This window comes from Hydrogenophaga taeniospiralis (assembly GCF_020510445.1).
Classification (GTDB): domain Bacteria; phylum Pseudomonadota; class Gammaproteobacteria; order Burkholderiales; family Burkholderiaceae_C; genus Hydrogenophaga.
Genome location: NZ_JAHBAG010000001.1, coordinates 5,048,644 through 5,065,216, shown reverse-complemented (window position 1 = coordinate 5,065,216; position 16,573 = coordinate 5,048,644). Strand labels below are relative to the sequence as shown.

At 67.5% G+C, this 16,573-nt stretch carries 22 protein-coding genes and 1 pseudogene; 9 read left to right on the top strand and 14 right to left on the bottom strand.

The features are described 5' to 3' along the window. Positions 1 to 19: 19 nt before the first annotated feature. Together KIH07_RS24265 and KIH07_RS24260 are read right to left on the bottom strand one after the other, a co-directional pair. Complete coding sequence (locus KIH07_RS24265; protein WP_226494408.1) at positions 20 to 382, bottom strand: response regulator; 363 nt, start codon at positions 380 to 382, stop codon at positions 20 to 22. Between the two features lie 61 nt (positions 383 to 443). Beyond that, entirely contained in the window at positions 444 to 872 is a 429-nt protein-coding gene (locus KIH07_RS24260; protein ID WP_226494407.1) for a hypothetical protein, read from the bottom strand. A gap of 182 nt (positions 873 to 1,054) precedes the next feature. Here KIH07_RS24260 and KIH07_RS24255 point away from each other — a divergent pair, with 182 nt between their 5' ends. Then, a complete protein-coding gene (locus KIH07_RS24255) occupies positions 1,055 to 2,209 on the top strand; it encodes an ATP-binding protein (protein WP_226494406.1) in 1,155 nt (384 codons plus the stop codon). Next, complete coding sequence (locus KIH07_RS24250; RefSeq protein ID WP_068171679.1) at positions 2,187 to 2,816, top strand: response regulator transcription factor; 630 nt, start codon at positions 2,187 to 2,189, stop codon at positions 2,814 to 2,816. The genes KIH07_RS24255 and KIH07_RS24250 overlap by 23 nt, the downstream gene beginning before the upstream one ends. A 23-nt stretch (positions 2,817 to 2,839) precedes the next feature. Here KIH07_RS24250 and KIH07_RS24245 read toward each other — a convergent pair whose 3' ends face one another. Both KIH07_RS24245 and KIH07_RS24240 read right to left on the bottom strand, forming a co-directional pair. Then, a complete protein-coding gene (locus KIH07_RS24245) occupies positions 2,840 to 3,259 on the bottom strand; it encodes a type II toxin-antitoxin system VapC family toxin (RefSeq protein WP_226494405.1) in 420 nt (139 codons plus the stop codon). After that, positions 3,256 to 3,513 carry a FitA-like ribbon-helix-helix domain-containing protein gene (locus KIH07_RS24240; protein ID WP_226494404.1) on the bottom strand — a complete coding sequence of 86 codons (258 nt, stop codon included), beginning with the start codon at positions 3,511 to 3,513 and terminating at the stop codon, positions 3,256 to 3,258. The genes KIH07_RS24245 and KIH07_RS24240 overlap by 4 nt, the downstream gene beginning before the upstream one ends. A gap of 131 nt (positions 3,514 to 3,644) precedes the next feature. On the opposite strand from KIH07_RS24240, the gene KIH07_RS24235 reads away from it, so the two are divergent. From KIH07_RS24235 to KIH07_RS24215, 5 genes are all read left to right on the top strand, one after another. Then, positions 3,645 to 5,225, top strand: coding sequence for an MFS transporter (locus KIH07_RS24235; RefSeq protein ID WP_226494403.1), 1,581 nt, complete (start codon positions 3,645 to 3,647; stop codon positions 5,223 to 5,225). A 39-nt stretch (positions 5,226 to 5,264) separates the two neighbouring features. Then, a complete protein-coding gene (locus KIH07_RS24230) occupies positions 5,265 to 5,726 on the top strand; it encodes a methyltransferase family protein (RefSeq protein ID WP_226494402.1) in 462 nt (153 codons plus the stop codon). A 41-nt stretch (positions 5,727 to 5,767) separates the two neighbouring features. Further along, on the top strand, positions 5,768 to 6,211 hold the full coding sequence (locus tag KIH07_RS24225; RefSeq protein ID WP_226494401.1) for a VOC family protein: 444 nt from the start codon (positions 5,768 to 5,770) through the stop codon (positions 6,209 to 6,211). Continuing rightward, positions 6,208 to 6,663 carry a hypothetical protein gene (locus KIH07_RS24220; protein ID WP_226494400.1) on the top strand — a complete coding sequence of 152 codons (456 nt, stop codon included), beginning with the start codon at positions 6,208 to 6,210 and terminating at the stop codon, positions 6,661 to 6,663. The genes KIH07_RS24225 and KIH07_RS24220 overlap by 4 nt, the downstream gene beginning before the upstream one ends. A 248-nt stretch (positions 6,664 to 6,911) precedes the next feature. Then, on the top strand, positions 6,912 to 7,427 hold the full coding sequence (locus tag KIH07_RS24215) for an OsmC family protein (RefSeq protein ID WP_226494399.1): 516 nt from the start codon (positions 6,912 to 6,914) through the stop codon (positions 7,425 to 7,427). A 154-nt stretch (positions 7,428 to 7,581) separates the two neighbouring features. Here KIH07_RS24215 and KIH07_RS24210 read toward each other — a convergent pair whose 3' ends face one another. Next, positions 7,582 to 8,547 carry a LysR family transcriptional regulator gene (locus tag KIH07_RS24210; protein ID WP_226494398.1) on the bottom strand — a complete coding sequence of 322 codons (966 nt, stop codon included), beginning with the start codon at positions 8,545 to 8,547 and terminating at the stop codon, positions 7,582 to 7,584. Between the two features lie 91 nt (positions 8,548 to 8,638). On the opposite strand from KIH07_RS24210, the gene KIH07_RS24205 reads away from it, so the two are divergent. Together KIH07_RS24205 and KIH07_RS24200 are read left to right on the top strand one after the other, a co-directional pair. Continuing rightward, the gene (locus KIH07_RS24205) at positions 8,639 to 9,019 is read left to right on the top strand and encodes a nuclear transport factor 2 family protein (protein WP_226494397.1); all 381 of its coding nucleotides are present in this window, start codon (positions 8,639 to 8,641) and stop codon (positions 9,017 to 9,019) included. Between the two features lie 32 nt (positions 9,020 to 9,051). After that, the gene (locus KIH07_RS24200; RefSeq protein ID WP_226494396.1) at positions 9,052 to 10,068 is read left to right on the top strand and encodes a zinc-dependent alcohol dehydrogenase family protein; all 1,017 of its coding nucleotides are present in this window, start codon (positions 9,052 to 9,054) and stop codon (positions 10,066 to 10,068) included. Positions 10,069 to 10,269: 201 nt separating this feature from the next. Here KIH07_RS24200 and KIH07_RS24195 read toward each other — a convergent pair whose 3' ends face one another. From KIH07_RS24195 to fliL, 9 genes and pseudogenes are all read right to left on the bottom strand, one after another. Then, positions 10,270 to 11,697 carry a PQQ-dependent sugar dehydrogenase gene (locus tag KIH07_RS24195; RefSeq protein WP_226494395.1) on the bottom strand — a complete coding sequence of 476 codons (1,428 nt, stop codon included), beginning with the start codon at positions 11,695 to 11,697 and terminating at the stop codon, positions 10,270 to 10,272. A 15-nt stretch (positions 11,698 to 11,712) separates the two neighbouring features. Continuing rightward, positions 11,713 to 11,865 (bottom strand): annotated as a pseudogene (locus KIH07_RS24190) (IS630 family transposase); the annotation flags it as partial. A gap of 41 nt (positions 11,866 to 11,906) precedes the next feature. Continuing rightward, on the bottom strand, positions 11,907 to 12,674 hold the full coding sequence (gene fliR / locus KIH07_RS24185; protein ID WP_226494394.1) for a flagellar biosynthetic protein FliR: 768 nt from the start codon (positions 12,672 to 12,674) through the stop codon (positions 11,907 to 11,909). A 139-nt stretch (positions 12,675 to 12,813) separates the two neighbouring features. After that, positions 12,814 to 13,083: a flagellar biosynthesis protein FliQ gene (gene fliQ, locus KIH07_RS24180; protein WP_226494393.1), complete on the bottom strand. Its 270-nt coding sequence runs from the start codon at positions 13,081 to 13,083 to the stop codon at positions 12,814 to 12,816. A gap of 106 nt (positions 13,084 to 13,189) precedes the next feature. Further along, on the bottom strand, positions 13,190 to 13,966 hold the full coding sequence (fliP, locus tag KIH07_RS24175; RefSeq protein ID WP_226494392.1) for a flagellar type III secretion system pore protein FliP: 777 nt from the start codon (positions 13,964 to 13,966) through the stop codon (positions 13,190 to 13,192). Continuing rightward, a complete protein-coding gene (locus tag KIH07_RS24170; protein WP_226494391.1) occupies positions 13,953 to 14,318 on the bottom strand; it encodes a FliO/MopB family protein in 366 nt (121 codons plus the stop codon). Before KIH07_RS24170 ends, fliP begins: the two co-directional genes overlap by 14 nt. A 131-nt stretch (positions 14,319 to 14,449) precedes the next feature. Beyond that, positions 14,450 to 14,866 (bottom strand): flagellar motor switch protein FliN, encoded by a 417-nt coding sequence (gene fliN, locus KIH07_RS24165; RefSeq protein ID WP_226494390.1) that lies wholly within the window; start codon positions 14,864 to 14,866, stop codon positions 14,450 to 14,452. Beyond that, positions 14,856 to 15,860, bottom strand: coding sequence for a flagellar motor switch protein FliM (gene fliM / locus KIH07_RS24160; protein WP_226494389.1), 1,005 nt, complete (start codon positions 15,858 to 15,860; stop codon positions 14,856 to 14,858). The genes fliN and fliM overlap by 11 nt, the downstream gene beginning before the upstream one ends. Positions 15,861 to 15,879: 19 nt before the next feature. Then, the gene (fliL, locus tag KIH07_RS24155; RefSeq protein WP_413465793.1) at positions 15,880 to 16,446 is read right to left on the bottom strand and encodes a flagellar basal body-associated protein FliL; all 567 of its coding nucleotides are present in this window, start codon (positions 16,444 to 16,446) and stop codon (positions 15,880 to 15,882) included. Between the last annotated feature and the right edge of the window lie 127 nt (positions 16,447 to 16,573).

Below are 16,573 nucleotides of genomic sequence, written 5' to 3'. Positions count from 1 at the left end.
GCGCTCGTGGGGCGACTGTTCAGCGGATGACTTTCTGGATGACCTCGATCAGGCGGCCCGGATCGAACGGCTTGACCAGCCATCCGGTGGCGCCGGCGCTGCGCCCGGCCTGCTTCATCAGATCGCTCGACTCGGTGGTCAGGATCAGGATGGGGGTGTTCTTGAACTTGGGGTGCTCGCGCAACCGGCGCGTGAGCCCCAGGCCGTCCAGGCGCGGCATGTTCTGGTCGGTCAGCACCAGGTCGATGGCGTGGGTCTGGGCCTTCTCCAGCGCGTCCTGCCCGTCCACCGCTTCCACCACGTGAAAACCCGCGCCAGTCAGGGTGAACGACACCATTTTTCGCATGGAGGCCGAGTCGTCTACGGCAAGAATCGATTGCATGGAGTACTCCGTGTTTCGAACAGATATCGACAGAAAGAGGGTGGGCTTGAACAGCGCATCGTCAGAACAATTCGATGGAACCCGCGTCCATCTCGCTTTGCGTCACCGGGCTGGGGCGCTCGGGCACCGGGTCCAGGCATATCGGCAGCTCGCCTTCTTCCGGTTCCATGGTTTCGTCGGCCAGCTTCCAGGCGCAGCCCTGAAGAATCTTGCCGGTGTGCACCAGCAGCTGGGTCGCCATGTCGTGGAACTGCAGTTCGGTCACGGCCTGGTGCAGGCTGTGGCGGATGCGGTGGAGGTCCTCGTCGTCGTGGCGCGCGAGGTGGGCCAGCGCGTGGTTGGCGGAGCCGAAACGCTCCAGCAGATTGCCCGTGGCGTGGTCCAGCAGGCCCTCAAGGCGTTGCAGATCGGTCATGGCCATGAGCAGGGCGTCCTGCACATCGGCCACCAGACTCACGGGCAGCGAGACGGACGGCTGGGGCTGTGGCATCGTCGGTTGGTCCATGGTGTGGGCGAGGTGTGGCCTGGCGGTGGAAGGGCGGGCATTACAATTTTCCCGACCTGTGATCCTCTGTATCGGCAGATAACGGGCCGAATTCAGCGCCATTTCGTGGCGTTGTCCACGCGTCCCAGCACGGCGTGCTTTATTCAAGGCGTCCAACCCCTCTCACCATGAACGCAGCGCCCGCCCCCGATCCCTTGGACAAGTCCCCGGTCCGCATCCTGCATCTGGAGGACTCGCGGGTGGACCACGCTCTGGTCAAGTTCGCCCTGCAGCGCAGTCAGATGCCCTGCGAGCTCACCCTGGTGGACTCGCTCGACGATTTCCGCCGGGAGCTGGCCGACGGGCGCCACGACATCGTGCTGGCCGACTACCACCTGCCCGGTTTCACCGGCCTGGACGCCTGGGACGTGGCCCGGGCCTGCCACAGCGAGCTTCCGTTCGTGATCCTCTCAGGCGCCATTGGCGAGGCCGCCGCGGTCGAGGCCATGCACCGCGGCGTGAGCGACTACCTGCTCAAGGACAGCATGCACCGGCTGTCGCACGTGATCGAGCGCGCCCTGGAAGTGAGCGAGACCCGCCGCGCCAAGGCCCGCGCCGACGCCGAGCTGGCCGACTCGCGCCACCGGCTGGCCGAGCTCGCCGAACACCTGCAGACCAGCATCGAACAGGAGCGCGCCGACATCGCCCGCGAGATCCACGACGACATCGGCGGCGCCCTCGCCGCCGTGAAGCTCGACCTGGCCTGGGTCGGGCGCCGCGTGGCCGACGAGGAGATGAGCGCCCACGTGAACAACGCGCTGGAGATGTTGCAGCACGCGCTGGGCGCGAGCCAGCGCATCATGATGAACCTGCGCCCGCCCATCCTCGACCAGGGGCTGGTGGCGGCGGTGCAGTGGCTGGCGTCGAGCTTCGAGCGGCGCACCGGCCATCGTGTGCTGGTGCGCCGCTCGTCCGAATTCATCGATGTGCCGCGCGAGGTGCAGCTGGTGGCCTACCGCACCGCGCAGGAAGCCCTGACCAACGTCAGCAAGCACGCGCAGGCCAGCGCGGTCGACATCGACCTGAACGACCGCGAAGGGGTGTTGACCCTGGAAGTGAAAGACAACGGGCGGGGCATGGGCCCCGAGGCGCTGCGCAAGGCCAAGTCGTTTGGTCTGCTCGGGCTCAAGGAGCGCGCCGAAAAGGTGGGCGGCTGGCTCGACGTGAGTTCTTCCCCGCGCGGCACCTCGGTGATCCTGTCGGTGCCGCTGCGTGCATCGACGAACCCCGACAATGCAGATGCTGACAAGGAGGACGGCCATGATCAAGGTGATTTTGTGTGACGACCACGCGATGGTGCGCCGCGGCATCCGCGACACCATCGCCGAGGCGGTGGACATCCAGGTGGTGGGCGAAGCCGGCAGCTACCCCGAGCTGCGCGAACTGCTGCGCAAGACCCCGTGCGACGTGCTGGTGCTCGACCTGAACATGCCCGGGCGCGGCGGGTTGGAAGTGCTGGCCGCGCTGCGCGAAGAGGGTTCGCCGGTCAAGACCCTGGTGGTCTCCATGTACCCGGAAGACCAGTACGCCATCCGCTGCCTGCGCGCCGGCGCGCGCGGCTACCTGAACAAGGCGGGCGAGCCCGCCGAGCTGGTGAACGCCGTGCGCACCGTGCAGCAGGGCCGCAAATACGTCACCGCCGACGTGGCGCAGATGCTGGTGGACAACCTCAGCGCGCCCGAAAGCGAAGAGCTGCACGCCAGCCTGTCCGAGCGCGAACTGCAGACCCTGCAGAAGATCGCCACCGGCAAGAAACTCTCCGAAATCGCCGAAGAACTCATGCTCAGCCCCAAGACCGTGAGCGTGTACCGCGCGCGGGTGCTGGAGAAACTGCACATGAGCAACAACGCGGAACTGACGGTCTACGCGATCCGCAACAGCCTGGTTTGAGGATGCGCACCGCGAAAGCGCGGCTACGCCTCCCAAGGGTTGATGATGCTCAGCCCTGCAGCCTCGAAAGGACGCGTATCGCGTGTGGCAACCATGAGCCCACGTGCTGCCGCCGTCGCGGCGATATAGCCGTCCGCCATGCCTATTGCCCTTCCTGCCGCCCTCGCCTGCGACATCAGGTCTGCGTAGGCCTGTGAGGCATCCAGGTCGAAGGGAAGAACGCGCCCCGTGAAGGCCGGCAATACGTCTCGCTCCAGGCGATCCAGATAGACCGTGCGCCGTTTGCCTGCCGGCATCGCCGCCAAGCCAAAGCGCAGTTCCGCCACGGTCACGGCGGACAGGTACAGCGTTTCTATCGTCTGAGCATCGAGCCATGCCAGCACACGCGCATCGGGCGCGAGCTTCCACGATTCGGAAATCACGTTGGTGTCGATGAGGATCATTCAAACCTCATCGGCTCGGCCGGGGTCTTGTCGCGGAGTTGGTTGAACTGCTCCGCTTCCGTGTCGGTCAGCCCCCCCGCTTCACGGGCGATAGAGGCCAGCAAAGAACCGAGCTTGATACGCTCCGGTGGCCGAGCGGCAGCTTCCAGAATGTCGCGGATTTCAGCCTCGGTGCTGTGGCCATGATGGGCCGCCCGCACACGAAGCGCGCGGTGCACCTCGTCGGGCAGATTTCTGACGGTAACGACTGCCATGACTTCATCTCCTGCAATTGGCATCAATGATGTCACTATAGTCAAAGTGAAGTCAACTCGCAAAATGAGGCAAACCCACCGCAATAACCTCGTGCAGCCGCCTTCCCAGGCCGCTCCGGCATACTGACCCGATGGTCACATCCCACTCGATCTGGAGTCCTTTGCGACAACCCGCTTTTCGGGGGCTCTGGGTGTGTGGCGGGGTCTTTTTCATTGGCGCGGGCATGCAGACCATGGCCGCGGCCTGGCTCATGGTCGAGCTCACCGGCTCGTCGTTTCTGGCCGCGCTGGTGCAAACCGCGGTGTTCCTGCCCATGTTCCTGCTGGCGCTGCCGGCGGGCGTGCTGGCCGACACCACCGACCGGCGCCGCCTGATCTCGGGCGCGCTGATGGCGCAGGTGGGCGCCTGTGCCCTGCTGGCCGCGCTGGTGCTGGGCGGTTGGGGTGGGCCGGCCTCGGTGCTGTTTCTGGTGTTCGTCTGCGGCTGCTGCACGGCCGTGCTCACGCCGGCCTGGAACTCCTCGGTGATCGACCCGGTGCCGCGCGACGAGTGGCCGCAGGCCATCACCGCCATCGGCATTGCCTACAACGCCGCGCGCGCCATCGGCCCCACGCTGGCCGGTCTGCTGTTCGCGCGGCTGGGCGCGGGCTGGGTGTTCGTGGTCACGGTGTTCACCACGGCGGTGATGTGGGAGTCGATCCGCCGCTGGCCGCCGCGAGCGCACCCGCCTTCCAGCCTGCCGGCCGAGCGGCTCTGGGGCGGCACGCTGAGCGGCCTGCGCTTTGCCTGGCACTCGCGCATGATCCTGGCGCAGCTGGTGCGCGTGATGGCCTTCAGCGCCGCCGGCTCGGCGCTGTGGGCGCTGCTGCCGGTGATCGCGCAGCGCCAGCTCGGCACCGGCGCCGAAGGTTTCGGCCTGCTCATGGGCTGCCTGGGCACCGGCGCCGTGGCCTCGGGCCTGGTGATCGGGCGGGTGCGGGCCCGCTTCGGGCTCGACGGCATCGTGGCCGCCAGTTGCGCGGCGTTTGCCGCCGTCATGCTGGTGGCGGCCTGGGTGCGCGTGCCGTGGCTGGTGTACGCCGCCATGGCCGTGGGCGGCGCGGCCTGGATGGCGACCATGTCCACCTTCAACACCGCCACCCAGGCCAGCGCGCCGCCCTGGGTGCGTTCGCGCGCGGTGGCGCTGCACATCGTCTCCGCGCTGGGCGCGTTCGCCATCGGCTCGGCGTTCTGGGGAGCGGTCTCCGACATCGCCGGCCTGACCGCCGCGCTCTCCGCGGCCGGCGTGCTCATGGCCGCGGGCCTGCTGCTGGCACGCCCGTTTCCGCTGCGCGTGGGCGAGGCGCACGACGTGACCCAGGGCACGCCCTGGGACGAGCTGTTCGTGGAAGCCGAGCCCAGCCCCGAGGCCGGCCCGGTGGCGGTGGAGGTGGGCTACCGCATCCGGCCCGGGGAAGACAAGGCCTTTCTCGACACCATCGCCCGCATGAAGGCCCCGCGGCGGCGCGACGGTGCCACCTTCTGGCGCGTCTACAAAGATCTGGGCGAACCCTCGCGCTACGTGGAGCGTTTCATCGTCGCCTCGTGGGCCGACTACCTGCACCAGCGCGCCCGCGCCACCCTGGCCGACGGCGCGATCGAAGCCGAGGTGCGCGCTTTCCTGGCGCCGGGCGAGGCCGCGCGCATGTCGCACTACATCGCCGAGCGCTGACCCCCTGAACCCGTTCCCTGCATCAACCCTGGACACCCGATGAACGCACTCGAACTGAAGATACCGCCCGTGGCCCTGGCGCTGCTGGTGGGCGCGGCCATGTGGGGCGTGTCGGCGTGGGCGCCCGCGCTGGCCGGGCCGCTGCCCCGCCTGCCGGCCGTGGCGCTGCTGCTCGTGCTGGCCGGCGCACTCGTGGCCCTGCTCGGTGTGGCCTCTTTCCGGCGTGCGAAGACCACTGTGAACCCGACCACGCCCGGGGCCGCGTCCGCGCTGGTGGACAGCGGCATCTACCGTTACACCCGAAACCCCATGTACCTGGGCCTGCTGCTGGTGCTGGCCGGGTGGGGTCTGTGGCTGGCCCATGCGCTGGCGCTGCTGGGGCTGCCGGCCTTCGTGGTGTACATGAACCGCTTCCAGATCGGCCCGGAAGAGCGGGCGCTCACGGCGCTGTTTGGCGACGTGTTCACCACTTACCGGCACAAGGTGCGGCGGTGGATCTGAGAGGCTGAGCGCCGCGTTGCACTGGGTAGCGAAAGGACCTTATGTTTTCCCACATCTTTGTCGGCGTCAGCGACTTCGAGCGCGCTCTGGCCTTCTACAACCCGCTGATGGCCGCGCTCGGCATCGAGTCGCGCTTCTGCGACCCCAGCCGCCCCTGGGCGGGCTGGCAGTCCCACCCGGGCCCTCGGCCGCTCTTCCTGATCGGCCGGCCCTACGACGCCCAACCCCACGCGCCGGGCAACGGCCAGATGGTGGCCTTCCTGGCCGACAGCCGGGCGCGGGTGGACGGCGCGCATGCGGCCGCGCTGGCGTATGGCGGCGTCTGCGACGGCGCGCCGGGGCTGCGGCCCGAGTACCACGAGCACTACTACGGCGCCTACTTCCGCGACCCCGACGGCAACAAACTCTGCGTGGCCTGCCACCTGCCGCCGGACCAGCAGGCGGTGGCCGCCGGGCCCTCACAAGGGGGCATGGCGTGCGGTTGAACGGACTCCAGAGGCCGGCGCGCCGGCAGTTGCCGGTGTTTCTGCTGGCCGCGTTGCTGATGCTGCTGCTGTCCGCCTGCGGCAAGGACGACCCGCAGGCCCGGCTGGAAGCGGCGGTGCAGCGGCTGCAGGACAACCTGGAAGCGCGCGACAGCGGCGCTGTGCTCGACCAGCTGGACAAGCGCTTTCGCGCCCAGGACCAGTTTGATGCGCAATGGGCGCGCCAGACCATGCTGCTGCTGTTCCACCGCTACGCCCAGGTCAAGGTGGTCTCGCTCGGGCGCCAGACCCGCATCGACCCCGGCTCCGCGCTCACCGGCCACACCGAAGCCCAGCTCTTGGTCACCGGCGCACAGGGCCTGATCCCCGAGCGGGTCACGCCCTACACCGTGCGGCTGGAGTGGCGGCGTGATGGGGACGACTGGAAGCTCTATGACTTGAAGTGGGAGTGAGGGCGTGGGGCGGAATGCCAAAGCATTTGGCGCGATCACGGTGGATCGGCCGAGACAGTGCGTGTAACATTTCTCGCGTCTGGGCAGACAGACGTGGCGAATGGGCAATATGGCGACCGGCTTCATGAATGGCGCGCACTTGCTCCGATTTGTCCCGTCGCCTGGTCTGGGTTTTCCAGATTGGACGACGATCCACATTGCGTTCGGGCACTCGAAACCCACTTCATCGCGCAGCAGCGGGAGGCACCATGAGCATCAAGCACATCAGGGAGTCTTTGGGCCAAGTCGCCACGTACTTCGCCGAGCATCCGCAAGATGCACGGTCGCAAGACAAGCCCGCCGTTGCAGTCCTCGAGTCCGGCTTACGTTGCAGAGCCGACGGACCCAACGGCGCCACGCTGGTCAGCGACATGCCGGCGCCCGTTGGTGGAAATGCCAGTGCCCCCACACCCGGCTGGTTCCTTCGCGCAGCGCTCGCGAACTGCGACGCGACAGTCATCGCCATGCGTGCCGCGCAGCTGGGCATCGTCCTCAGCCGGCTTGAGGTCACGGTCGGTAGTGAGTCGGACAATCGGGGCCTTTTCGGGGTCGCCGAATCCATTCCACCCGGCCCGCTGAGCATGCGTGTCAACGTTCGCATTGCAGCGGAAGACGCTTCCGCCCAGCAACTCCACGAGCTGGTTGAGTGGGCGGAGAAGCACTCTCCGGTCAGTGACGCCGTGCGCCGGGCAGTGCCGGTCACCACCGAAGTCACCGTTGGGTAATGGAGCGGGGCGTGTCCAGCTCTTTACAACGCCAATTCCAAACCGCCGCTTGGAACGAGATGGTGTCGGCTCTTGAAGCCTCAGACGTTTCAACTTGTGTTGAGGGTTGAGGCTGCTTCACTGATTCACGAGGCAGCACGAATCAACCGACCTCTCAAGCGCGCAAGCGCTCGCGGCGTGGCCGAGCCAGCGGCAAGGCGTTGACGCGCGGAGCCGCCTTCTCCAGCACGCGCCACAGCTCCATGGCCGCGTTCTCGATCTCCTTGCGCCACACCAGCCGCCAGGGCCGGCGCAGCGGGCCCGAGGCCAAGCGCTTGGCAACCACATCGCCGCGGCGCAGGTGCGGCTCGGCCACCCACTCGGACAGCACACCGATGCCCATGCCTGCGCGCGCGAAGTCGATCACCGCTTCCGTGAGAGGCAGCACCTGGTAGTTGAGCGGTGCCTCGCGCGTTGCGGCCAGCGGCTTGTGGTACCAGGCCATGTCGCGCGTGGGCATGCGCGAGGTGAGCAGGGTTTCCTTGCACAGGTCGGCGCGGGTGAGCGAGGTGCGTGCGGCCAGGCGATGCGAAGCGGCCATGACGAACACGATCTCGTCGGCAAACAGCGGCTTGTCGACCAGGCGGCGGCTGCGCGGCGTCGGAGCCTCGCTGATGAGCGCTACCTCGATCTCACCGTCCAGCAGCGCGGCGATGGGGTCACGCGTGCACTCAATGGCGATGCTCAAGTCCATGCCCGGGAGGCTGGCACGCAGGCCTTTCAGTGCGCTGGGCATCCAGTGATAGGCGGTGTAGCACTCGCATACCAGCCGCAAGCGCTGCGCAGGTGCGGCTGGGCCTTGCAAGCGCGACTCGAGTTCGTGCAGTTCGGTGAGCAGGCGTGGCGCACTGTCGAGCAAGGTGTTGCCCGCCGGTGTGGGCTCCAGGCCGCGCGGTGTGCGCTCAAAGAGGCGCGCGCCCAGCTTGCCTTCGGCGGCGAGCAGTGCACGGCTGACGGCCGGCTGGGTCAGGTGGAGTCTGGTCGCGGCGCCCGCAGTGGTGCGCGCGGTGGCCAGGGCCAGCACCAGACGCAGGTCGCGGCTGTCGAGCCGAGGCGTGGGGGGTATTTCAATGCTGTTCATGCATTGAGTGTATGACTCGAATGCGTTGGACGAATAGCCCCTGAATTCGCACACTGGACCCCAGTGCAACAACTCATCAATGGGTATCGACATGGACACACACGAGCACACACCGGGCAGCACGGCCGACATCCTGCACCGCTTCAACCAGGCATTTCTGCGCCACGACCCCGCCCTGTTAGTCGAGCTGATCGCATCCGACTGCGTGGTCGAACGTTCGCAGCCTACGGCCGACGGCACGCACCTTGTCGGCGGTGCCGCCTGCCTCGCTTCGTGGCGGGCCATTGCCGCCAATCGCAAAGGCGTGTTCACGCTGGAAGACGTGGTGGTGATGGGTGAGCGCGGTCTGATTTTCTGGGAATACCGCACCGGTCCCAGGCCTGGTGACGTTTCGCGCGGATTGAACGTGATGACCGTCCGCGACGGGCGGATTGTCGAAGGCCGCGGCTATGTCAAGGCCAAGGCCACCTGAACACAGCCTCACCTACAGAAAGAGACAACACGATGAAGAGTTATCACATGAGCATGGGTGCCGGCCTCGGCGGCTTGGTGCTGAGGCAGCACGAGGTACCGCAGCCCGGCCCGAACGAGGTGCTGCTGCGCGTGCACGCCGTATCGCTGAACTACCGGGAACTGATGATCCTGCAGCAAGGACGCTACCCGTTGCCGGTAAAACCCGACGTGGTGGGCATGTGCGATGGCGCCGGCGAAGTGGCCGCGGTGGGCGCCGGCGTCACCCGGGCGAAACTCGGTGACCGCGTGATCGCGTCGATCTTCCCGCGCTGGGTGGACGGGCCCTTCGCGGTCGAGCGCGCGGCGCAGCTGGGCGGCTCCCTGGACGGCATGCTCACCGAGTACGCCGTGGTGCACGAAGATGCGCTGGTGGCCGTTCCGCCCCACCTGTCGTACGAAGAAGCGGCCACGCTGCCCTGTGCCGGCGTGACGGCCTGGAATGCGCTCACCGGCGGGCTGCCCCTGAAAGCCGGCGACGACGTGCTCACGCTGGGGTCGGGCAGTGTGTCGCTGTTTGCGCTGCAGTTCGCCAAGGCCTTTGGGGCTCGGGTGATTGCCACGACCTCCAGTGACGACAAGGCGGCGCGGCTGCGTGAGCTGGGTGCCGATGAAGTGGTGAACTACCGCAGCACGCCCGACTGGTCGGCTGAGGTGCGGCGCTTGAGCGGCGGCGCCGGCGTGCAGCACGTGGTGGAGGTCGGCGGCGGCAGCACGCTGGCGCATTCGCTGAAGGCGGTGGCGATGAGCGGCGAGATCGGCTTCGTGGGCACCGTGGCGGGTGGCAGTTCGATGATCGACGCGAATGCGCTGTTCGCGTCGGGCGCCACCTTGCGCGCCGTGGCTGCGGGCAGCCGCACGCAACTTGACAGCGCGGCGCGCGCGATGGTGGTGAACAAGTTGCGGCCAGTGATCGCCCGCGTGTTCGGTTTCGATGAGGCTCCGGCGGCGCTGGCTTGGTACGCCGAGGGCCGTGGCTTCGGCAAAGTCGTGATTCGAGTGGCGGCATGACCGCGGCCGCCAAGACCAACCGAATGGGCCGATACCCCTCCCACAGAACTGATCGCCGCAATCGCGCTACAGGCACCTGCTTGGGGTCGGTCAGCGCCACCACGGGCTGCTCGGGCAGGCCGGCCTGGGCGCAGATCGCGATCAGAACCGATTCAAAAACAACCTACCCGCGCCGGATTCGCTTGGGAATATGAGCAAGGCTCAGTCCGCCGGAACCAGGCGGACGACGAGGTCGGGTGTGTCCGGCCCGGGAATCTCCAGCGCGACGTAGAGGTAGCCGTCGGGCCCGGTGGTCACGCCGCGCACGCGGCCCCGACCCTTGAGGATGAGTTCCTGCCCGATCACGCGGTCGCCTTCCACTTTCAGGCGGTGCAGTTCCTGCTGCGCGAGCGCGCCGAGAAAGAGCTGGTTCTTCCATGCGGGAAAAGCGTCACCGGTGTAGAAGTGGATGGGGCTCACCGCGATCGACGGTGTCCAGTGGCGCACCGGCTGCTCCATGTCCTTCTTCCGGGTGAGCGCCGAGACCGGCGTACCGTCGTAGTTCATGCCGTGGGTGATGACGGGCCAGCCGTAGTTGCGGCCGCGCACGATGTGGTTGAGTTCGTCGCCGCCCCGCGGACCGTGCTCGCTCTCCCAGAGCGCCCCGCTGCGCGGGTCGATCGTCAGGCCCTGTGGGTTGCGGTGGCCGTAGCTCCAGATCGAGGGGAGCGCGCCGCGCGTATGGACGAAGGGGTTGTCGGGCGGAACGCGGCCGTTGGGGAAGAGGCGGTGGATCTTGCCGTTGGGCAGTGAGAGGTCCTGCGCCTGGCCGACGTTGCCGCGCTCGCCGAAGGAGAAGAAGAGGTAGCCATTGTGAAACACGACGGCGCTGCCGAAGTTGATGCCGAGGTCGGTGTAGGTGGCCACGGGGGCCTTGAAGATCGTCTCTTGGTCGACCCAACGGCCGTCGCGGATGCGGCCGCGCACGAGCTTGGTGTTGCCGCTGTCCTCAGGCCCGGGGTCCGCGAGGGTGAGGTAGAGCCAGCCGTTGGCCGCATAGTCGGGATGGGGGGTGATGTCGAGAAGGCCGCCTTCGTCGCGCACCCACACGCGCGGCAGGCCCTTGATGGGGCGGGCGGTCCAGCGGCCGTCGTCCTGGATGCCCTCGACGAGCATGCCCTTGCGCTGGGTGACGAGCAGGCGGCCGTCGGGCAGGAAGGCCAGCGTCCAAGGGACGTCCAGGCCGGAGAGGACCGTCTCGACGCGGTAGGCGTGCAAGGCGGTGCGCTGTATGCCCTCCGGAAGCCCCCCAGCTTGGCCCACGGCGGGGTCGGCGCGGCGGTGGGCCGACTCGCGGATGAAGATGGCGAGCGCGCGGATCTCCGGCTCGGTGAAGGTCTTTCGGAAAGCGGGCATGCCGGAGCGGGGAACGCCGCCGCGGATGGCGCCCAGCAGGCGGGCGTCGTCCGAGGCCATCCACTTCCGGTCGAGCAGGCTGGTGGCCCGACCGCCTTGGAGGTCGGCACCGTGGCAGCCAGAGCAGAACTGTGCGTACAGCATGGCGGCTTTGCGCGCAGGCGGCTCGGCGGCGTGCAGCGCCGGAGCAGCGACGAAGGCGGCCATGAGGAGAAACAGCGGGAATCGTCGCATGGGCAAGGGGACGGCTCAGGCAGGGGAACGGAAGTGGCTGATCACACGCTGCGGGTTTTGTTCCAGCATCGCCATGTGACCGTTCGCAACTTCGCGTAACTTGGCCTGGGTTCGCACCGGCACGCGTTGGCCCATTTCCTGTTTGAGATCGGGGTTGGGCCACTCCTCAGAGCGGCTCGGCTTGACCTTTCGCGGGCCGGCTCCGGGCTTCAGCCGCCCGTGAAGATGTCCGTCGCCAGCTTCATCAGTGCCACCACCGGTGCGTCCAGCATGGGGAGGGTGAAGGCGATGCCGAGCAGGCCGGCTGAGAGGGTGATGGGGAAGCCGATGGCGAAGGCGTTCATCTGGGGCGCGATGCGCGAGACGAAGCCGAGCACGATGTTGATGAACAGCAGCATGCCGATCATGGGCAGGGCGATCCACAGGCCGTAGCGGAACACCACCGCGCCCAGCTCGTGCAGGCGCAGGCGGTTGATCGACTCGAAGGCGCTGGCGCCCACGGGGAAGGTCTCGAAGCTGGAGACCACGGCCTGCAGCACCATGAGGTGGCCGTTGAGCACCACGAACAGCAGCATGGTGGTGTTGCCGAAGAAGCGGCCCACTGCGCTGGTCTGCTGGTTGGTGGAGGGGTCGAAGAAGCCGGCGTAGTTCAGGCCCATCTGCAGGCCGATGATCTCGCCTGCGAGTTCGACCGAGGCGAACACGATGCGCACCGCCAGCCCGATGGCCACGCCCACCACCACCTGCTGCAGCACCACGGCGAAGGCGTTGGGGTCGGTCAGCGCCACCACGGGCTGCTCGGGCAGGCCGGCCTGGGCGCAGACCGCGATCAGAAACGCCAGCGCCACACGGCTGCGCATGGGCACCGAGCGCGCCGAAAAAATGGGCGCACTGGAAAACACCGCCAGCACCCGCAGAAAGGGCCAGAACACCGGCGACACCAGCGCCATGATGTCGGCTTCGCTGAAGGTGGGCATGGGGCGGGTCTTCGAAGTGACGGGAGTGAAGAGGCGGGAGACGAGAGAGGGGAAGCTAGCCAAGGGCACCGCGGAACCGGCTTTGCCGGGCCGCCAGTGCCGCCCCCTGGGGGGTGACGCGAAGCGGCGCGGGGGGTATCTAGATCGCGTGGGCTGGGATCGACAAGATCGTGCTTCGGATGAACTCCACCATGGTGGTGAGCATCCAGGGGCCGGCGACGGCGAACACCGCGATGGCGGCGATCAGCTTGGGAACGAACGACAGCGTGGCCTCGTGGATCTGGGTGATGGCCTGGAACAGGCTCACCAGCAGACCCACGCCCAGCACCGTGGCCAGGACGGGCGAGGCCACCATGAGGATGAGGAAGAGGGCGTTCTGCCCCATCGTGAGCGCGGCTTGTGGGTCCATCAGGCAACCTTTCCGGAGAGAAGACGGGACGACGCCGGGCCGCTCCCAAGGCGGCCCAGCCCCCTTGGGGGGCAGCGACCCGCGCAGCGGTGGAGCGTGGGGGCTGTCATGTGGCGAAGCTGGCGGCTAAAGAGCCGAGCAAGAGGTTCCAACCGTCGGCCAGCACGAACAGCATGAGCTTGAACGGCAGCGCCACCAGCACGGGCGACAGCATCATCATGCCCAGCGACATCAGCACGCTGGCGACCACCATGTCGATCACCAGGAAGGGGATGAAGATCATGAAGCCGATCTGGAACGCGGTCTTGAGCTCGCTGGTGACGAAGGCCGGCACGATGACGCGGAACGGCGCGGTCTGCGCGGTCACGTCGGCCGGCAGCTTGGCGAGTTTGGCGAACAGCTCGAAGTCGCTCTGGCGGGTCTGCTTGAGCATGAAGGCGCGCATGGGCTCCTGGCCGCGCTCCAGCGCCTGCTCGAAGCTGATCTGGTTGCTGGTGTAGGGCGCGTAGGCGTCGCTGTAGACCTTGTCCAGCGTGGGGCCCATCACGAACAGGGTGAGGAAGAGCGAGAGGCCCACCACCACCTGGTTGGGCGGGGCCGACTGCGTGCCCAGCGCCTGGCGCAGCAGCGAGAGCACGATCACGATGCGGGTGAAACCCGTCATGAGCAGCAGCACCGCGGGCAGGAACGACAGCGCGGTGAAGAACAGCAGGGTCTGGATCGGCACCGAGTAGGTGTTGCCGCCCGAGCCCTGGCCGATCACCAAGGGCAGCGAGGCGCCAGCGCCCGGGGCGGCGGGCGCGGCCTGTGCCCACGCACCGGTGGCCAGCAGGGCGAGTGAGGTCAGCAGCAGGCCGCTGCGCAGCCAGTCAGCGCGGCGCATGGGAAGCCTTGTGGGACGAGGTGAACTGGGCCAGGCGCGCCGCGAAGCCGGTGGCCGCGGGGTGGCTGGCGTCGGCCGGGGCCACGGGTTCGGCGGGCAGCGGCAGGCTGTGCAGCGTGTGCACGCCGCCCGGGGCCACGCCCAGCACGAGGCAGACGCTGTCGGCCCCCTGGCCGACCTGCACCGTGACCACGCGTTGCTGCGGGCCCAGCGAGAGCGAGTTGAGTACGTGCAGCGCCGGGCCCCGCTGGCTGGAGACGCCCGGCAGATGGCGGCGGTAGCGTTGCAGCAGCCAGGCCACACCCACCATCACGATGAGCAGGATCACGGCCGGAGCGGCGTTTTGCAACATGAAGAAGTCCAGTGGAAAGTGGTCCGTAGGAGCGAAGTGCCTTCAACCCAAGGACACCGAGGAACCGGCTTAGCCGGGCCTCTGGTGTCGCCCCCCTTCCAGGGGGGCGGCGCCGAAGGCGACGCAGGGGGTTAACTTTTACTAATACGGCGCATGCGCTCGGAGGGCGTCACGATGTCGGTCAGGCGGATGCCGAACTTTTCGTTCACCACCACCACCTCGCCCTGCGCGATCAGGTAGCCGTTGACCAGCACGTCCATGGGCTCGCCCGCGAGTGCGTCGAGTTCCACGATGGAGCCCTGGGCCAGCTGCAGGATGTACTTGATGGGCACCTTGGTGCGGCCCAGCTCCACCGAGAGCTGCACCGGGATGTCCAGCACCATCTGGATGTCCTGCATCTGGGCGTTGCCGTGGCCATGGCCGCCGCCTGGCGTGGCCGGGGCGCTCACGGTGTCGAACGCGGGCGCGCCGTCGGTGGGGTGGGCGCTGGCCTGTTCTTCCAGGGCCTGGGCCCAGTCGTCGGCGATGGCGTCGTTGTCAGTTGACATAGGTATCTCCCAGCCAGTTGATTTCAGTTCCGCGCAGCTTGTTGTCGATGCGCAGGGCGTATTTGCCTTTGTGCGTGCCGTACTGGCACTCGAACAGGGGAACCCCTTCCACCCGGGCCTGGATGCTGGGCGTGCGCTCCAGTTCGATGAAGTCGCCCACCTGCATGGCGAGCAGCTGCTCCACGGTGGCGTCGGTCTTGGCCAGCTCGGCCACCAGGGTCAGTTCGGCGGCCTGGATCTCGTGGCTCAGCAGGCGGATCCAGCGCCGGTCCACCTCGATGGCGCTGCCCTGCACGGAGGAATACAGCACGTCGCGGATCGGCTCCAGCGTGGCGTAGGGGATGCAGATGTGCAGGCCGCCCGTGATGTCGCCGATCTCCACCGAGAAACTGGTGGAGACCACGATCTCGCTGGGGGTGGCCACGGTGGCGAACTGGGGCTGCATCTCCGAGCGCTGGTAGGCCAGCTCCAGCGGGTAGATGCCGGTCCAGGCCTTCTTGTATTCCTCGGCCACCACCTCCACCAGGCGCGTGATCACGCGGTGCTCGGTGGGGGAGAAGTCGCGCCCTTCGATGCGGGTGTGGAACTTGCCGGTGCCGCCGAACAGGCTGTCGATCACGCCGAACAGCAGCGTGGGCTCGCACACCACCAGGCCATTGCCGCGCAGCGGGCGGATGGCCATGATGTTCAGGTTGGTCGGCACCACCAGCTCGCGCAGGAAGGCGCTGTACTTCTGCACCTGCACCCCGCCCACCGCGATCTCGGGGCTGCGGCGGATGAGGTTGAACAGGCCCAGCCGCAGGTTGCGTGAAAACCGCTCGTTGACGATCTCCATGGTGGGCATGCGCCCGCGCACGATGCGCTCCTGGCTGGAGAGGTTGTAGCTGCGCACCCCTTCGGTGGACTGCTCTTCCTTTTCCAGTTTCTGGCTTTCACCGGTCACGCCCTCAAGCAGGGCGTCGACTTCATCCTGGGAGAGAAATGAATCGGCCATGGTGTGTGTGCCCGCTGGGTTATTGGATGAGGAAGCTGGAGAACAGCACGCCCTGCACCGGGTGGGGCTCGGCGGGCGGTTGTTTGCTCTTGGGGCCGGCGCCGGTTTTGGCCGGCGGGGTGTAGTGCATCACGCGCGAGATCTCGTTGATGATGTCGGTGGCCAGCTTTTCCTTGCCCTCGATCTGCAGCAGCTCGTCCGAGGTGCGCTGGGAGACCAGGATCAGGATGCTGTTGCGGATGGAGGGCATGTAGACCTTGATGTCCTCGCTGGTCTTCTCGTCCTGCAGCTGCAGCGTGATGCCGAGCTGGGCAAAGCGGTTGCCGCCCGCATCGGCCAGGTTGACCACCATGCTGTCCAGCGGCAGGAAGGTCGGGGGCGCCCGGTGCTCGTCCACCGCGGAGGTCTCTTCCTCCGCGCCGTCCTCGCCGTCGGCGGTGTTGGCCCTGAGCAGGAAAAAGGCACCGGCCGCGCCGATGATCGCGAACACCACCAGACCGATCAGGATGAACAGCAGCTTGCGGCTCTTCTTCGGTTTGACGGGAACCGGGGCTTCGGCGGTCGCGGCGGCAGCGGACATGGGCATTCTCCAGAAGATCGCCCCGGACCGGGGGCGGACCACGCCAGGAAAGGCGCGGTGTTCGGAAGAATTATTGAGCGCCCCCCCCTGCGGCGCTCCCCGGAAAAGGGCGGGAAAAGCCCCTTATTCCGGT

Excerpts from the sequence above, each read along its gene's own strand:
- KIH07_RS24265 (WP_226494408.1), bottom strand. The coding sequence starts at position 382 with ATGCAATCGATTCTTGCCGTAGACGACTCGGCCTCCATGCGAAAAATG.
- KIH07_RS24260 (WP_226494407.1), bottom strand. The coding sequence starts at position 872 with ATGCCACAGCCCCAGCCGTCCGTCTCGCTGCCCGTGAGTCTGGTGGCC.
- KIH07_RS24255 (WP_226494406.1), top strand. The coding sequence starts at position 1,055 with ATGAACGCAGCGCCCGCCCCCGATCCCTTGGACAAGTCCCCGGTCCGC.
- KIH07_RS24250 (WP_068171679.1), top strand. The coding sequence starts at position 2,187 with ATGATCAAGGTGATTTTGTGTGACGACCACGCGATGGTGCGCCGCGGC.
- KIH07_RS24245 (WP_226494405.1), bottom strand. The coding sequence starts at position 3,259 with ATGATCCTCATCGACACCAACGTGATTTCCGAATCGTGGAAGCTCGCG.
- KIH07_RS24240 (WP_226494404.1), bottom strand. The coding sequence starts at position 3,513 with ATGGCAGTCGTTACCGTCAGAAATCTGCCCGACGAGGTGCACCGCGCG.
- KIH07_RS24235 (WP_226494403.1), top strand. The coding sequence starts at position 3,645 with ATGGTCACATCCCACTCGATCTGGAGTCCTTTGCGACAACCCGCTTTT.
- KIH07_RS24230 (WP_226494402.1), top strand. The coding sequence starts at position 5,265 with ATGAACGCACTCGAACTGAAGATACCGCCCGTGGCCCTGGCGCTGCTG.
- KIH07_RS24225 (WP_226494401.1), top strand. The coding sequence starts at position 5,768 with ATGTTTTCCCACATCTTTGTCGGCGTCAGCGACTTCGAGCGCGCTCTG.
- KIH07_RS24215 (WP_226494399.1), top strand. The coding sequence starts at position 6,912 with ATGAGCATCAAGCACATCAGGGAGTCTTTGGGCCAAGTCGCCACGTAC.
- KIH07_RS24210 (WP_226494398.1), bottom strand. The coding sequence starts at position 8,547 with ATGAACAGCATTGAAATACCCCCCACGCCTCGGCTCGACAGCCGCGAC.
- KIH07_RS24205 (WP_226494397.1), top strand. The coding sequence starts at position 8,639 with ATGGACACACACGAGCACACACCGGGCAGCACGGCCGACATCCTGCAC.
- KIH07_RS24200 (WP_226494396.1), top strand. The coding sequence starts at position 9,052 with ATGAAGAGTTATCACATGAGCATGGGTGCCGGCCTCGGCGGCTTGGTG.
- KIH07_RS24195 (WP_226494395.1), bottom strand. The coding sequence starts at position 11,697 with ATGCGACGATTCCCGCTGTTTCTCCTCATGGCCGCCTTCGTCGCTGCT.
- fliR (WP_226494394.1), bottom strand. The coding sequence starts at position 12,674 with ATGCCCACCTTCAGCGAAGCCGACATCATGGCGCTGGTGTCGCCGGTG.
- fliQ (WP_226494393.1), bottom strand. The coding sequence starts at position 13,083 with ATGGACCCACAAGCCGCGCTCACGATGGGGCAGAACGCCCTCTTCCTC.
- fliP (WP_226494392.1), bottom strand. The coding sequence starts at position 13,966 with ATGCGCCGCGCTGACTGGCTGCGCAGCGGCCTGCTGCTGACCTCACTC.
- KIH07_RS24170 (WP_226494391.1), bottom strand. The coding sequence starts at position 14,318 with ATGTTGCAAAACGCCGCTCCGGCCGTGATCCTGCTCATCGTGATGGTG.
- fliN (WP_226494390.1), bottom strand. The coding sequence starts at position 14,866 with ATGTCAACTGACAACGACGCCATCGCCGACGACTGGGCCCAGGCCCTG.
- fliM (WP_226494389.1), bottom strand. The coding sequence starts at position 15,860 with ATGGCCGATTCATTTCTCTCCCAGGATGAAGTCGACGCCCTGCTTGAG.
- fliL (WP_413465793.1), bottom strand. The coding sequence starts at position 16,446 with ATGCCCATGTCCGCTGCCGCCGCGACCGCCGAAGCCCCGGTTCCCGTC.